The sequence below is a fragment of the Kitasatospora sp. NPDC059462 genome, from assembly GCF_042749955.1.
In the GTDB taxonomy this organism is placed as follows: domain Bacteria; phylum Actinomycetota; class Actinomycetes; order Streptomycetales; family Streptomycetaceae; genus Kitasatospora.
Genome location: NZ_JBHYUU010000032.1, coordinates 45142 through 59497, shown reverse-complemented (window position 1 = coordinate 59497; position 14356 = coordinate 45142). Strand labels below are relative to the sequence as shown.

Below are 14356 nucleotides of genomic sequence, written 5' to 3'. Positions count from 1 at the left end.
CACCGGGCCCCGGCCGTTCGCCGTGCGGGGGAGGAGGGGCGGGCTCAGAGGCCCAGGTCCTCCAGGGTGTAGGCGGTGACGTACGGCAGGCCCTCGGCCTCGACCGCGGCGGCGCCGCCGCGCTCGACGATCACCGCGACGCCGACCACCTCGGCGCCCGCCTCGCGCAGCGCCTCGACGGCGGTCAGCACCGAGCCGCCGGTGGTGGAGGTGTCCTCGACGGCCAGCACCCGGCGGCCCTTGACCTCCGGGCCCTCGATCCGGCGCTGCAGGCCGTGCGCCTTGCCGGCCTTGCGGACCACGAAGGCGTCCAGCTCACGGCCGCGCGCGGCGGCGGCGTGCAGCATCGCGGCGGCCACCGGGTCGGCGCCCAGGGTCAGCCCGCCGACGGCGTCGTACTCCAGGTGGGCGGTGGCGTCCAGCATCACCCGGCCGACCAGCGGAGCGGCCTGGCCGTCCAGCGTGATCCGGCGCAGGTCGACGTAGTAGTCGGCCTCCTTGCCGGAGGAAAGGGTGACCTTGCCGTGGACGACGGCCTTGTCCTTGATCTGTGCCAACAGGGCGTCGCGGTCGTTGCTCATGAGCGTCCAGTCTAGGGCCTGCACGGCCGGCTAGCGTCGCCGCAGTGCCCTGACCAGCACCACCGCGCCGCCCAGCAGGGCCACCCCGCCGCCGATCATCCACGGCACCGTGCTGCGGCCGCCGACGCCGGGCACCACGATGCCGCCGGCGTCGCCGCCCCAGCGGGAGGCCGCCCGGGCCCGGGCGCTGCGGGCCGGCAGGGCGGGCGCGTACGGGCCGCGCGGCGGGGCGTGGTCGACCTCCTCGGCGGAGCGGCCGACGATGCTGCGGCGCACCGGACCGCCGAGCACCGGCTCCTGCTCGTAGCCGAACGGCGGCTCGGCGGGCAGCTCGGCGGAGACCTCCTCCTCGGCCCCGGCGGCGGGCTCCCCGGCCCCGGCGGCCGCGGCGGGCTCGTCGACGTCGTCGGCGTCCGCGTCCGGCTCCCCGAGCGGCAGGCCGAAGCGCTCGGCGTCGGCGTCGGAGAAGGCGATGAGGTCGGACAGGTCGTCGTCGAGGTCGTCGCCGGGCTCGTCCTGGCGGTCCTCCTGGTGGTCCTCCAGGAACACCACGGTGGCCTCCTCGGCGGTGTCCTCCGCGGCCGTGCCGTCCTGGCCGGTCCCGGCGTCGCCCCCGACGGCGGCCTCGTCGTCGCCCTCGTCCTCGCCCTCGGCGCCGGCCGCGTCCTCCGGGGAGGCCAGGGCGGCGGCGAAGCGGTCCAGCAGCCGGCGGCCGGCCGCGGTCAGCGTCTCGTCGTCGAACTCGGTGAGCCGTCCGGTGGCGCTCAGGTCGCCGGTGAAGCGGACCACCGCGGTCCCCTCGGCGGCGCCCTCCGTGACGCTGATCCGCACGGTCGCGGTCGCCTCGCCGCTGCCGCGCGCCTCCTGGCCCTCGGCGAACGCCGTCAGCACGCCCTCGCGGCCCTCGATCAGCGAGAGCACGCCCTTGTACGTGATGGTGGAGGTGCCGATCCGCAGCTTCAACCGCCCGCCGATCTCCTCCGCCCCGCCACTGCCGACGGCGGCGGGTTCGGTGCTCAGCCCCGGCACGGAACGCGCCAGCAGCGCCGGATCCTGCAGGGCCTGCCGGACCTGCCCGGCCGGCATCGGGACGACAACCTCATGCTCCATGCCACGGAGCCTACCGACCGAACCCCGTCGCGGGCCCGCCCCGTCCCCCACCTGTCTCCGCGTCCCCGCCACCGTCAGTGCGGCCCGAGGAGGGTGAGGGCGGCCGGCGGGTGGAGCGGGCGCAGGGCGGTGAGGCGGGCGGCGGAGCTGCGCAGGGTGTCCGGAGTGAGGGCCCGCGGCGCCGGGGCGTCCGGGGCGAGGGTGAGCGGCGGCTGGGCGGCCGCGGCGAGCAGGAAGCTCTGGCTGCCCTCCGGCCCCGGCCGGCAGCTGGCCGTCGCACTGCCCGCGACCGCGTACGGGACGGTCCGCAGCCCGGCGGCCCGCAGCCCCGACTCCGCCTGCCACAGGCCGTGCCGGCCGTGCTGCTCCTCGCCGCCGCGCACGGCGAGCCGCCCGCCGGGGGCGAGCAGCCGGGTGGTGAGGCCGTAGAACTCCTGGGAGTGGAAGGTCACCGGCCCGCCGTCGGAGGGGGCGGGCAGGTCGGCCAGGACGACGTCGAAGGACTCCCCGGGGGCGGGGCGGACGGTGCGCAGCCACTCCAGCGGGTCGGCCTGCGCGGTGCGCACCCGGGGGTCGTCCAGCGAGCGGCCGGAGAGCGCGGCGAGGCCGGGGTCGGTGCGGGCGAGCCGGGGGAGCGCCGGGTCGTGGTCGACGACCAGCACGGAGCGCACGCCGCGGTGGCGCAGCACCTCCCGCAGGGCGAGGCCGTCCCCGCCGCCCAGCAGCAGCACCCGGGCGTCCGGCCCGGCGGCCATCGCGGGGTGGACCAGGCCCTCGCTGCCCCGGTACTCGTCCGGTCCGCAGACCGCGAGCCGGCCGTCGAGGTAGAGCCGCAGCGGGCCCTCGGCGGGGCCGGTGAGCACGATCTCCTGGTGGCGGCCCTGGCTGACGCTGCGGACCTGCCCGCCGTACAGGGCCTGCCGGGCGGCGCGCTCGACCGCGCCGGACCAGGCGGCGGCCGCGGCGAGCAGGGCCAGGACGAGCCCGCAGCCGCCCCAGAGCAGCAGCCGCACCCGGGGGGCCGGCTCCTCGCGGAAGAGCCAGAGCACCACGGCGGCGCCGGCGACGGCGTTGACCGCGCCGGTGACCAGCGCGCCGCTGCCGGGGCCCAGCACGGGCAGGATGACGAACGGGAAGGCGAGCCCGCCGATCAGCGCGCCGACGTAGTCGGCGGCGAACAGGTCGGCGGCGGCGCGTCCGGCGTCCTCCCGGCGGATCCGCTGGATGAGGGTCATCAGCAAGGGGATCTCGGCGCCGATCAGGACGCCGACGAGGCAGGTCAGCCCGACCATCACGGCCTGGTGGTGGCCGATCCAGGCCCAGCAGGAGTAGACCGCCAGGACGGACAGGCCGCCGGTGAGCGCGAGGGCGCACTCGACCAGGGCGAAGGCGGTGGCCGGCCGGCAGGAGAACCGCTTGGCGAGCAGCGAGCCGAGGCCCATCGCGAACACCATCACGGAGAGCACGACCGAGGTTTGGGTGACCGAGTCCCCGAGCAGATAGTCGCCGAGGGCCACGAGTTCCAGCTCGTAGACGAGTCCGCAGGCCGCGCAGACGAACGCGGCCAGCAGGACGACCAGCCGGGCCAGTTCGGGGTGGGCGCGCAGTCGGGAACGGCGGCGGGCGGGCAGCGGGGCCAGGCTCCGCCCGGGCCGGGGCGGGCTGCCGTCGTCGAGGTCGAGGCTCGGCTGTGCGGGCGGCGGACCGGCCGGATGATTGATCACGAACAAACGCTAGGCGACGTGCGGGACGGACGGCTGCGCCCATTCGACGGACAGCGTGACATGGCAGGTTGACGAATCGTTCCTGCGTGCGAATGAAAGCCGATGGTCCGGGCTATGGGCGGCTCGTCGTCGGCGTCGCCGGTGGCCGGGGCGGCGTCGTCGGCGCTCATCGGGCCACCACCAGCGAGGACCGGGTGCAGACCAGCTGCCCCTCCTGCGGATAGGCGTGCCAGGTCCGCCAGAGCAGCCGGTCCGCGCCGCCCTGGGCGACCAGCGCGGTGAAGGCGCTGGGGTCGCCGGGGAATACGCCGGCCAGGCCGCGCGGATGCCCCTCGACCAGGGCCAGCAACTCCTGGGCGCGGGCCGCGAAGTCGTGCGGCGGCAGCGCCTCGATCCGGGCGGCGAACTCGTACTCCCAGCCGTCCACCTGTTTGGCCACCCGGGCGGGCAGCGGCGTTCGGCGGCCGGGCAGGCAGGCGACGGTCTCCAGGCAGTGGCCCGGTCCGGCGGCGATCACCACCTGGTGGGAGGCGCCCAGCAGGCGCAGCTGGAGGGTGCCGGGCGGGCCGGGGTGGCCGGGGCCGTCGAGTCTCAGGTCGCGGACCGCGAGGGCGGGCAGCGGTTCGCCGCCGAGGCACCAGGCCAGGTCACCCGCGCGGGTGTCCGTGTAGGAGGTCTGCAAAGTGGTGAGCATGCTCGGCTCCGCGTTTCAGCTCCGTGCGCGCCCGCCGAGCAGCAGCGAGTAGGCCCAGGCAAAGGCGAGGGTGTTCGTGGCTGTGCGGTCCAGGGCGCGGCCGACCGTGGAAGGAGGGATTCCGGCTGGAGATTCAGCAGCAGAGAAGCACGAATACGCCGGGTCCGTCGGTGATTTACCCAACTTTGTCAAGCATTCACCGTTTCGAGCACATCTGCTTCCCTGCTCTGATCGACCCGGTGTGCGACTATGCACCGCGCGCGCCCCTCACCCCCGCCCGCGCGCCGTGTGCGCCGTTCGCACGCCGCCCGCAGGTCCTGCGCGCCCCGTCTCCCCCGCCCCGGGCGCACGACCCCCCGTCGTCCCGTCCACGACCTGCCACTCGGGCGGCGCGGGTTGCCCCGGAGGCGGCAACGGCACGTTCGAGTGGAGGAATTGACGGTGCGTCAGGCCGCGCGAGAGGTCCCGCCGACGGAACTCACCTGGTCAGGACCAATCCGCAGCTGTAGGCGCGGCCGTGTCCGAGGCCCTGGGACAGCGTCCGCACCAGGACCTCCGGGTCGGTCACCGTGAGCGAGCCCCGGACCTCCGCGCGGACGATCCGCAACCGGCTGTGCGGGGAGGGGCTGGACACCGCGGGCAGCATCCGGATCGCCAGCCTCGCCGGATCCGCACTGGCCCCGATCCGGGTCAGCCCGGTCTCCTCGGTGGCCGGCGCTCCCGGGGGCTGCAACCGCCGGACGAACCACCGCTTGACGTGCTCCGGGCTGGTGTGGGCGATCCGGGTGCCCCGGGCCCGGTCCGCGGACGGAGCGCCGCCCGGTCTGCTCCTGGTCGGATTGACCACGGTCCGGAACTCCAGGACGTCACCCGTGCGCAGGGTCCGGTCGACCGTGAGCGTGCGCACCGGTGCCGCGAGCGCCCGGGGCGGCAGGTGCTGCCAGTCGCCCGCCACCCGGGACTGCACCACCAGCACCAGCGTGCCCGCCCGCAGGTCGACCGACCAGGTGGACAGCACCCCGAGCTGGGCCCGGGCGTCGGGACTGCCGTCCTCGACCCAGCCGCGGAAGCCGCTCATCACGGTGCGGTGCATGTCCTGGGCGTCCACCAGGGACTTCGCGGCGTACGGGTGACGGGCGTCCAGGGTGAGGACGGCATGGGTGGTGACGAACCGTGCCGTGGGCGTCGTGCCGGGCTTCACCAGATGTCTTCCCATTCGGTGGCGTTCGGGTCGATCGTGATCCGCCGGCGGACCTCCCAGCGGTGGCCGTACTCCCGGCGGTCCGGATGGAAGCCGACCGGCTGGTCGTCGACCCGGCGCGCGCCCGGCTCGTCGGCCGGTGCCTCCAGCCAGGCCCACGGCCCGCGCTGCGCGACGGTGTCGTCCGGACCGGGCAGCAGCTGTCGCCTGGCGAAGGCCTTCTCCAGGCTCCCGGGCTCCAGACCGCCGGCCAGCGGGCCGGCCGGCGGACAGGACTTGCGGCCCAGCCAGAGCAGACGGCGCGGATGTTCCAGGGCGTGCGCGAGCTCCGCCAGCAGGGTGCGGTCGGGATGCTCCAGACCCACCACGAACGCGGCGTCGGCCAGGTACCAGCGTTCGGTGATCAGCGCGCTGCGGGCCAGGTCACCGGCGACCAGCACCCCGGAACGGGGGTCGGCGGCGATGCGCTTGGGCGCGCCGTACCAGTCGGCCAGGGTGGGGGAGCCGAACGCGTCCGCCGTCTGCGCGTCGAGGGCGGCGCAGACGGCGGCGGCCCGGCGGTGGTCGGTGATGACGTCGCGCGGACGCAGCGGGTACCGGCCCGCCCCGACCGTGTGGTAGTCCCGCACGGGGGTGCCGGGACGGTCGGCGCGCACCCCGAAGCGCAGCTCGCCGAGCGGGCCGAGGTCGTCGCCGTAGTCGTGGCCGAGCGCGGCGGCGCAGAGCCCGACGACCGCCGACTTGGTCGGGCGGCTGTGCGAGTCGCGCCGGGAGAAACGCGAGTCGGTGCCCCAGGACTGCAGTGGGCCGGCCAGCCGCACCAGCAGCACCTGGCTCACGCCGTGAGCTCCTCGATCGAGGTGACCTCGTCCGCGCCGAGGCGGTCCAGCGCGGCGAGCAGGGCGTGGATCTGCGGATCGTAGGTGAGGACGCGGGCCGCCCTGAGGTCCGGCCGGCGGTCGCCGACGAACACGTGGTGCTCCAGCAGCCGACGGACCGCGGCGGGCCCGGCGGGGCCCTCGCCGCCGGTGTCCTCGGGGCTCTCGTCGACCGGGCGCTGGAAGGCCGCCGCGTAGTTGTACGGCCGCTCGCCCTCGAAGGCGAGCACCAGGGCGGGCAGGGTCCCGGTGGAGGCGGTGGAGTTCTTCTTGGCCTCCGGGAACGCCTCCACGAAAGCGTTGACGAACTCCCGCTCCGCGGCCCCGGTCGCGTCGGCCGCCTCCGCCTCGGTCATGCCCGCCGCCCGGAGGTTGGCGGTCAGCCGGTGGCGGTCGAGCACGGCGTGCCGGTAGAAGGTGCCGGAGATCAGCGACTGGTAGCCGGTCATGCCCGCCCCCGCGTCGTCGGCCGCGTCCAGGAAGTCCAGGGCGTTGCGCTTGCGCTCCAGCTTGGCGTCGTCGGCGGCGGCGTAGAAGTCGTCCACCTGCTCGGCCTCGTGGACGGTGAAGGCGTGCGCGGTCTGCACGGCGCCGTCGACGTTGGGGGAGTCGGCGATCTCGGCGAGGAAGCGTCCGTAGAGCGCGATGTCGATGGCGTCCCGGGGCGCGAGGGCCAGCAGCACCGCGTCGCGGGTCGGCTTGGGCAGGGCGGGCACGGCCCTGTCGTCCCCGGCCCCGTCGGGCGGCGTCCTGCCGCGCGATCCGCGGGCGGGCCTGGCCGAGGCCGCCTGCGCGACCGCGTAGCCGTCCCGCCAGGCCCGGACCGCCTGCGCGTCGGCGGCCAGATGGGCGGCGATCCGGCTCCCGGCGTCGGCCGGGGCGAAGAGCAGCACCTTGGTCAGGTTCGCGACCGTCCGCTTGGCCGGATCGCCGAACTTCAGCCCGGTGGCCTCCAGCACCGCACGGGCGGTGGACACCGCCTCCTCGTACTCCCAGCCGTGCTCGGCGGCCAGCGCGCGGGCGGTGATCAGCGCCCACTCCCGGGTCCGCAGCCCGGTGGTGCGGCCCGCCAGCGCACCGATCCCGGCGTTGGCACGGTTGCGGGCGTGCACCCGCTCCGCCCGGCGGCGGGCCTGACTGGTGATCATGTGCCGTTCGGCGCCGCCGTAGACGATGGACTTGGGCGAGCCGTTCTCGTCCCGTACCGGCAGCACCGCCACCAGCGTCTCCAACAGGTGCAGGGAGAGGTACTGGCTGCGCCGGGCCACGTCCTGGGTCACGCTCGATCGCCCTTCCGGTGGGGTGGTTCATCGGTGCTGTCGGTGCTGTCGGTGCTGTCGTGCTGGAACGGCCCGGGCTCGGTGGTGCCGAGTCGCCCCTTCCGCGGAGGCTCGTAGAAGTCCACCGCCCACCCGTGGGCGACCCGCGCCCGGCGGTCGTGCCAGCGGCCGAGGTCGTGGGCCAGCCCGCTCCAGGAAGGTGGCGGTTCGTCACAGGACCGCAGCCGGGCGATCGTGTGCTGGAGGTGGCGCCACGGGATCCGCCGACCGGCGACGATCCGGTCGATCAACCGCTCGGCACCGGGGTCGTCCGGCCCGCGCAGTGCACCGGTGCCGATCCGCCGCGCGGCACTGCCGAGGCTGCCGAAACCGTAACTGGGCTGCGAGCGACCGCGGTGGTAGAGCGCGAACAGGAAGGCCACCTGCTCGAACACCTCCCGGTTCTCCGGGCCGTAGCCGCCGGCCCAGATGTGGACCTTGGTGGTCACCCCGGCCCGCCGCAACTGCGCGAGCTGCCCGTACTCCCGGTTGCGGACCAGCGTGGTCAGCCAGGCGGTGAGCCGGTCGCCGGAGCCGGTACCCGTCGTCATGGGCGCACCTCGCGTAGTTCGGCGGGGGCGGACGGGCCGTACAGCTCGTCGTCGAGCCTGCGCAGCGCGATGGATCTGGCGCGGGAGCCCTGGGCGTTCCTCGGCATCGAGTCCAGGCGCTTGGTCAGGAAACGGTGCGCGGCGGTGGAAAGGGTCCTGGCGTAGGCGAGCAGCGGGGCCTGCGGGGAGCCGCTGTCGGCGGTGTCCTCCAGCAGGATGTGGAACGGCTCCTCGGTCGCCTGCCAGTGCTCGCCGCGGGCGTCGAACCTCGCCAGCTGTGCCGTCCTGTCCGACGGCTTCGGATTGGGGTAGGCGATCTCCCAGGCGGCGTAAGCGGCTCTGTTGAGACTGCGGGCCACGTGCTCCGCGATCCCCGACCCGTTGTACGAGGCCAGGTGGAGCTCCGCGGTCAGGCTGGGCGCGAACGGGAAGTGACCGCTCACCCAGCTGATCGGCGTGGTCTTGTTCGCCACCAGGCCGACCGCCAGCAGGGAGATCGGCCGGGTTCCTGGCCAGCTCGTGCGGGAGAGCAGGGCCAGTCTTCCGTAGAGGTCCTGCCGTTGGTCGGTCACGGCGGCGTAGAGGGCGTGCGCGTCGCGCCAGAGGGCCCGGGTGGGGGAGGGCCAGAGCGGTTTGCGCTCGCCGTCCCGGGTCTCCACGAAGACGGCGTCCTGCAGGTGCAGGTCGGGATCGAGCTCCAGGAGCTCGCCGGCACCGATGAGCACCCGGTCGACCACCACGCCGGTCCCGTCCGGCCCGGGCGCCGGGCGCAGCACGACCGAGCGGCCCAGGTAGCTGTGCAGGTCGGCCGGTCCGGTCACGGCCCGCCCGGGCGGCCGGCGGTCGAAGGCGCGGCGCCCGACCGGTCCGGTGGTCCACGAGTAGTTGAAGTCGCCCGGACCGCCGCTCATCGGAGCCAGGTTCAGCCGCAGCGTCTCGGCCACCGTTTCACCGAGCGCGACCACCCGGATCCGCCCGCCCAGCCGCCCCGCCGAGAGATAGGTGATCGCCGGTCCCAAGGTCTCCTTGCCGGAGATCCGCGCCCTGCCGGGCAGCCCGTAGACGTGTTGGGTGAGCAGGGCGCGGAACGCCTTGGCGGCGGGGAGCGGAGTCGGGTGTTCGAGGTGGTGGTGATCGAAGAACTGGTTGTAGTCGCCCGCATGCTCGATCACCAACTGGGCGGGACCGGTGCCGAGCCGGTCGAGGAACGGCGCGAGAAGAGCGTTCTGGCCGAGGGGCCGGTCGGGGTGGAAGAGATCCCAGCGGTCGTCCGCCTCGTCGGCCAGCCAGTCGGCGGCCTCGTCGAGCGGGTGGCGTGAATCCACCCGGTCCAGCCACTGCCGGGAGGAGTCCGGATAGGTGCCCGAGGCGTAGCAGATGGCCAGGAGGAACTCGATCAGCGCCACCTGCTCCCCGGGCGATCCGCCGACCACGCTGCGGAGGTCGTCCGCGCTGCGGAGCAGCGCCAGCAGGCTCACTGACTTCAACGCGCCGCTCTTGTCGATCACTTGAACGCACTCCTCGCGCCGGGGATCCCAGCGGAGGCGCCCGGATGCCTCGGGCAGGGTCGAAGGGGTGAGGGTGGAGGGCATTCCGATCGCGGTCCGTCCGTGTGGTGCGTTGTCGGAGGGCTCTGAAGCTAGCAGGAGGGCGGAAGACGCATGGGTGATTCGGCGGTTCTCCCTTCGGACGGTCAAGCATCCCCGCGACTGCGGGGCCGACGCGGTCGAAGCGGCGGAAACCTCCGAGGGTTCATCCCCGCTTATGCGGGGCTATCCATCATCCGTTGCACCTGCGCGGTTCGATTCGGGTGCACGAGCTACGCAGGTGGACGACGGATTGGATTGGGCCATAGGGTCGAGCGGTGTTGTGTAGTAGTGACTGCGTATTCACCCGCAGCCCCTGGTCGGCCGCTACCAGAGTTCAATCCCGTTGCCCCGGGATGGAGTTCGGATAGCGGCCCGGGTGGCGGTTGCTCCTCGACACTGGCGGTGTCAAGGATCAACCGTCACCACACAGCTGAGATGATCCGCTTGGTGACCTCGGAGACGACTGCCGTCGCCGTGATCGCCGCCAACTTGCTCCGGTGGCGCTTCAACCACCTGCTCAGCGACCTGAGCATGTGTTGATCCTCCAATCGTTGAAAACCCGCTCGGTGGCGGGATCTGCGTGCAGTGATCGGAGTTGGGCTACCGAAGGTGTCGGCGGAGGCCAGTTTTCCATGTGAGGCGGCCCGGTGTGGGTGCTTCAGCACATCTCATGTTTCCGCGCAGCGTTTTCGACGCTGCCGAAACGTCCGAGATCCGTTCTAACTCGAGTTTCCGGAGCGTTCTAACGCTGTGTGCGGCGGAGGAGGAGGGCGAGGGTGGCGCGGGCGTCGCGGCGGCGGGCGGGGGTGCGGAAGAGGACGGAGGCGAGGGCCACGGTGAGGACGGCGGTGGTGTAGGCGAGGCCGGTGGCGCCGGCCAGGGTGGCGGCGTCGGTGAGCAGGGCGGTCGGCGTGGGCATGGGCGGGGCCTCTCGGCGGTGACCCGGGGCTGTTCCGCCGGGTCGGAGTGCCTCAGGTATCCGCCGTCCGGGGGGTTTCCGGCGATCGCCGGACAGCTGGGGGCGCGGTATCTACGCTGGTCGGGAACGGTGCGGGAGGTGTCCGGCGATGAGCGGCAAGGGTGTGGCTCCGGGGTCGGCGGTCGAGGAGCTCACCACGAGGCTGCGAAGGCTCTTCGAGGCGGCGGACGTGTCCGGCGGCCAGGTCAGGGTGGCGTTGCGTTCGGCGGGCCGGGGCGAGGAGATCGGCTCCTCGACGTTCAGCGACTGGATGAGCCACACCGTGCCCAGCACGGAGAACGACGCCTACTACCTCACCCTGGTGGGCTACCTGGAGGAGCGGGCCGCCGCCCGTGGGTACGGCCGGATCGGGCAGCGGGCCTGGCACCGGCTCGTGCAGGCCGCGCGCGCCGAGAAGGACGCCCGTCGTGGTGGTCGGCCGTCCCGGCCGAAGCGGGCCGCGGCGTCCGGTTCGGTCCCGGCGTGTGTCCACCAGGTGCACCTGGCACCGCAGTTGGCCCGCTCGGAGCTGGTCGGCCGGGAGGGCGAGTGGGCCGACATGGCGGATCACGCGGTGGGCCGGGAGGCGCCGGCCTACCTCTGCTGGCAGGGCGAGCCGGTGGCCGGGACGACGACGATGCTCGCCTCCTTCGTGATGAACCACCCGCTGCCGGGTGTCGACACGGTCTGCTACTTCGTCTCCGGCGGGCACGGTGCCGACAGCCAGGAGGACTTCCTGGCGACCATGACGGACCAGCTCGCGGTGGTCGTGAGCCCCAAGTCCCCGCCGGGAGTGCGTCCGACGGTCGCCGAGCTGTACCGGCTCTACCCGGAGGCCGCCGCCGCCAGCGCGGCGCGCGGGCGGACCCTGCTGCTGGTGGTCGACGGGCTCCATGAGCAGGCGCACACCGAGCGGAGCATCGCGAGGTTGCTGCCGGCCGAGCCGCCGCCCGGCATGCGCGTCCTGGTGGGCAGCCGGCCGGACGTCGAGCCGTCCGGACTGCCGTCCGACCATCCGCTGTTCGATCCCGACTGCGTCCGCGCCCTGCGGCCGTCGCCGGTGGCCGGGGAGGCTCATCGGGCGGCGTCCGCCGCGTTGCGGGAGCTGCTCGGGGACCGGCTGGGGCGCCGGGTGGCCGGGCTGCTGGCCGTCGCGTGCGGCGGTCTCACCGGGCGCGACCTGGCCGCACTGATCAGGGACGACCGTTCCGAGGGCTTGCTGTTCGAGATCTGCGAACTGCTGGAGCGTGCGGCCGGGCGGAGCCTGGCGGTCGACCCGTCCGTCGCGCCCGACGCGTACGTGCTGGGGAGCAGCCGGTTGCGTGAGGCGGCCCTGGCCCGGATCGACGACGAGGCGCTGGCCTCGTCGCGGAACCTGCTGCACGCGTGGGCGGCCCGGTACCGGGACGATCTCCGCTGGCCGCCGGACACGCCCCGCTACCTCCTGACCGGCTACCCGCGGCTGCTGCGGCAGACGGGGGACGTCGACCGGTTGGCCGATCACCTGCTCGATCCTCCTCGCGGGCTGCTGCTGGCCGGGCAGCGGGACGCGGAGCTCGCCGTCGCCCAACTCGACGAACTGGCCGAGCTGGTGAAGCGTCGGCCGGTCACGCCCGAGGTGTTGGAGGTGCTGGCCGGGGTCGCGGCCTCGCGTGAACTGCTGCGGGCGCACGCGGTCGGGGCACCCTCCGGGTTGCCGCTCGCGCTGGGTCTGGTCGGGGAGCACGAGCGGGCCGGGGCGTTGGCGGCGGTCCGGCCCCGGCCGGCTGACCGGGGGGCCGGACTGGCCGGGATCGCCACGGAGTTGGCGCAGTGGCGGCCCGCCGAGGCGCAGGCGTCGGCCGATCGGGCGAACGACCGGACGCTCCGTGCCCACCGGCAGCGGGTGCCGTTGATGCCGGCGGTCGACGACCTTCCGGGGACGGCCGCGGTGGCCGCCGTCGCGCTGATCGGGACGGGTCGGCGGGACGAGGGCTACCGGCGGCTGGCCGCGATCGGCGACCACGGCTCCGCGAGCCTCGCGGCCGTGGTGCGGGGCGCCGCGCTGCTGCGGCCGTACGAGCCGGACCGGGCCGACGACCTGCTGGACGGCCTGGAGCTGTACGCCGAGACGGCCGGGGACCCGGCGCTCGCGATCGAGGTGTGGGCGGCCGTCGCCGACGGCGCCGCCGACCGTGCCGAGCGGTTGTACGACCGGATCGAGCAGGAAGGCCGGGCCCGGGCCGCCGTGGAGCCGGCGGCCTGGGCCGCCACCGTGCTGGCCCCGGTCCGGGGGACCGCCGCGAGGGAGCTGGCGCGGCTGGCCGTCGACCGGCTGAGGGCGGCCTTCCGGGAGCAGAACGCCGACTCCGCGCTGCCCGCCGCCCTGGCCCGGACGGCCGAGGCGCTGATGGCGACCGGAACGCCGCCGGAGGAGGTGAGGGAGCTGCTGGCGGAGGTCCCGGCACCGCTGCTGACCGGCTGTTCCGGCCTGGACGTCCGCTCGGCCGCCTTCGAACTGCTCGCGGCGGCGGAGCAGGAGCCGGGGGCGCCGGCGGACCCCGTCGGGCAGGCGCTCGCGGAGGCCCGCTCGGGCAAGTTGCTGAAGGCCCGGAGGACCCTGGAAGGACCTTTGGCGGAGCGCGCCGCGGCGTACCGCGCGCCGGTGCACCGACCTCGCTGGCTCCCCCTCCTGGCCGGGGCGCTCGCGACCTGCGCCGGCTCCGCCGAAGCCGCCGAGCCGGCCGGCTGGACCGCCGAGCCCGCCGACCGCGCCCGGATCCTCGCGGCCGCTTCGCTCGGCCGTACGGCCGCGGGGGACCGCGCGGCGGCCGCCGGGTTCGCCGGTGCGGCGCTGCGGGCGGTGGAGTCCGGCGACGGCCCGTCGGCGGTCGCGGCCGCGGGCGTGGTCGCGCAGGCACTGGCCCACGCGGGCCTGGTCGAGGAAGCGCGACAGGTGGCCGGGCGACAGCGGGGCCGACAGGTCCGGCAGACCCTGGCCGCCGTCGCGGTCGGGGCGTCCGGGCACGATCCGCAGGCCGCCGCCGGCCTCGCCGGGGAGCAGCGGCGCGGGTCGGCCGGACGCGCCGGCCTCCCCGGCCGGTCGGGCTCACCGCTGCCGGAGCTGGCGGAACTGCTGCTCGCCGTGCCGTGCACCGAGTCGGGACCGCTGCGGGCGGCTCTGCACGAGGCCGGTCGCTACACCGAGCACGCCCCGCAGGCGTGGGACTTCGACACGGTGCTGGTGGACGCCGTGCTGCGCGCCGCGGACCGGCGGGCCGACCTCCGTACGCACCTGGCCGTCCTGGCCGAACAGACCGCCGCCAACGAGCCGGGGCAGCTGCCGCTCGGCGGGCTCGCCGTCCTCCACACCCTGCGCGGCGACCTCGACGAGGCCCGCCGGACGGCGGATCGGGCGCGCTCACCGGAGCGGCGCGCGGCGGTGCTCGCCGCCGTCGCCGGGCAGCTGATCCGTCTCCCGGTCCTGCTCGCCCCGGGCGGCGCGGTCGCCGAGGCCGTGCCGGGCCCGGCGGACCCGCCGCAGGACGCGCTGTCGGCCGCGGAGCGGGCCACCCGCCGGGTGCGGGCGCTGGCCCTGGCGTTCGGCCCCGCCGTGCCGCCGGACGAGGTGGGGGCCCGGCAGCTGACGGGCGAGGTACTGGAGGACGACGGCTGGCCGCACGCGCTGCCGCTGCTGGCCCGGCTGGCCCCGGGGGCGGTGGACCGGGTGCGTGACCTCGCCCGCGCCCACCTGGCCATCTGATCCGTCTGG

At 75.0% G+C, this 14356-nt stretch carries 11 protein-coding genes; 1 reads left to right on the top strand and 10 read right to left on the bottom strand.

Going from position 1 to position 14356, the window contains the following annotated elements; translation table 11 throughout:
* Positions 1–44 precede the first annotated feature (44 nt).
* The 10 genes from pyrE to ACFXAM_RS11930 form a co-directional block, all read right to left on the bottom strand.
* Positions 45–581: an orotate phosphoribosyltransferase gene (pyrE, locus tag ACFXAM_RS11975; protein WP_030304482.1), complete on the bottom strand. Its 537-nt coding sequence runs from the start codon at positions 579–581 to the stop codon at positions 45–47.
* Between the two features lie 30 nt (positions 582–611).
* Complete coding sequence (locus tag ACFXAM_RS11970) at positions 612–1691, bottom strand: hypothetical protein (protein ID WP_380290041.1); 1080 nt, start codon at positions 1689–1691, stop codon at positions 612–614.
* Between the two features lie 74 nt (positions 1692–1765).
* Positions 1766–3415: a polyamine aminopropyltransferase gene (locus ACFXAM_RS11965; protein ID WP_380290039.1), complete on the bottom strand. Its 1650-nt coding sequence runs from the start codon at positions 3413–3415 to the stop codon at positions 1766–1768.
* A gap of 166 nt (positions 3416–3581) precedes the next feature.
* Complete coding sequence (locus ACFXAM_RS11960) at positions 3582–4109, bottom strand: DUF2617 family protein (protein WP_380290037.1); 528 nt, start codon at positions 4107–4109, stop codon at positions 3582–3584.
* A gap of 478 nt (positions 4110–4587) precedes the next feature.
* Positions 4588–5325 carry a type I-E CRISPR-associated protein Cas6/Cse3/CasE gene (locus tag ACFXAM_RS11955; RefSeq protein ID WP_380290035.1) on the bottom strand — a complete coding sequence of 246 codons (738 nt, stop codon included), beginning with the start codon at positions 5323–5325 and terminating at the stop codon, positions 4588–4590.
* The gene (gene cas5e / locus ACFXAM_RS11950) at positions 5307–6149 is read right to left on the bottom strand and encodes a type I-E CRISPR-associated protein Cas5/CasD (RefSeq protein ID WP_380290033.1); all 843 of its coding nucleotides are present in this window, start codon (positions 6147–6149) and stop codon (positions 5307–5309) included. Before cas5e ends, ACFXAM_RS11955 begins: the two co-directional genes overlap by 19 nt.
* Positions 6146–7468, bottom strand: a complete 1323-nt coding sequence (locus tag ACFXAM_RS11945) for a type I-E CRISPR-associated protein Cas7/Cse4/CasC (RefSeq protein ID WP_380290031.1) — start codon at positions 7466–7468, stop codon at positions 6146–6148. The genes cas5e and ACFXAM_RS11945 overlap by 4 nt, the downstream gene beginning before the upstream one ends.
* The gene (casB, locus tag ACFXAM_RS11940) at positions 7465–8058 is read right to left on the bottom strand and encodes a type I-E CRISPR-associated protein Cse2/CasB (RefSeq protein ID WP_380290029.1); all 594 of its coding nucleotides are present in this window, start codon (positions 8056–8058) and stop codon (positions 7465–7467) included. Before casB ends, ACFXAM_RS11945 begins: the two co-directional genes overlap by 4 nt.
* Entirely contained in the window at positions 8055–9566 is a 1512-nt protein-coding gene (locus ACFXAM_RS11935) for a type I-E CRISPR-associated protein Cse1/CasA (RefSeq protein ID WP_380290027.1), read from the bottom strand. The genes casB and ACFXAM_RS11935 overlap by 4 nt, the downstream gene beginning before the upstream one ends.
* A gap of 823 nt (positions 9567–10389) precedes the next feature.
* The gene (locus ACFXAM_RS11930; protein ID WP_380290026.1) at positions 10390–10566 is read right to left on the bottom strand and encodes a hypothetical protein; all 177 of its coding nucleotides are present in this window, start codon (positions 10564–10566) and stop codon (positions 10390–10392) included.
* Between the two features lie 148 nt (positions 10567–10714).
* On the opposite strand from ACFXAM_RS11930, the gene ACFXAM_RS11925 reads away from it, so the two are divergent.
* Positions 10715–14347: a hypothetical protein gene (locus ACFXAM_RS11925; protein WP_380290024.1), complete on the top strand. Its 3633-nt coding sequence runs from the start codon at positions 10715–10717 to the stop codon at positions 14345–14347.
* Positions 14348–14356 lie beyond the last annotated feature (9 nt).

What these genes read in the sequence shown, in the direction of transcription:
- pyrE (WP_030304482.1), bottom strand. Translation starts at nt 581, where the DNA reads ATGAGCAACGACCGCGACGCCCTGTTGGCACAGATCAAGGACAAGGCC.
- ACFXAM_RS11970 (WP_380290041.1), bottom strand. Translation starts at nt 1,691, where the DNA reads ATGGAGCATGAGGTTGTCGTCCCGATGCCGGCCGGGCAGGTCCGGCAG.
- ACFXAM_RS11960 (WP_380290037.1), bottom strand. Translation starts at nt 4,109, where the DNA reads ATGCTCACCACTTTGCAGACCTCCTACACGGACACCCGCGCGGGTGAC.
- ACFXAM_RS11955 (WP_380290035.1), bottom strand. Translation starts at nt 5,325, where the DNA reads ATGGGAAGACATCTGGTGAAGCCCGGCACGACGCCCACGGCACGGTTC.
- casB (WP_380290029.1), bottom strand. Translation starts at nt 8,058, where the DNA reads ATGACGACGGGTACCGGCTCCGGCGACCGGCTCACCGCCTGGCTGACC.
- ACFXAM_RS11930 (WP_380290026.1), bottom strand. Translation starts at nt 10,566, where the DNA reads ATGCCCACGCCGACCGCCCTGCTCACCGACGCCGCCACCCTGGCCGGC.
- ACFXAM_RS11925 (WP_380290024.1), top strand. Translation starts at nt 10,715, where the DNA reads ATGAGCGGCAAGGGTGTGGCTCCGGGGTCGGCGGTCGAGGAGCTCACC.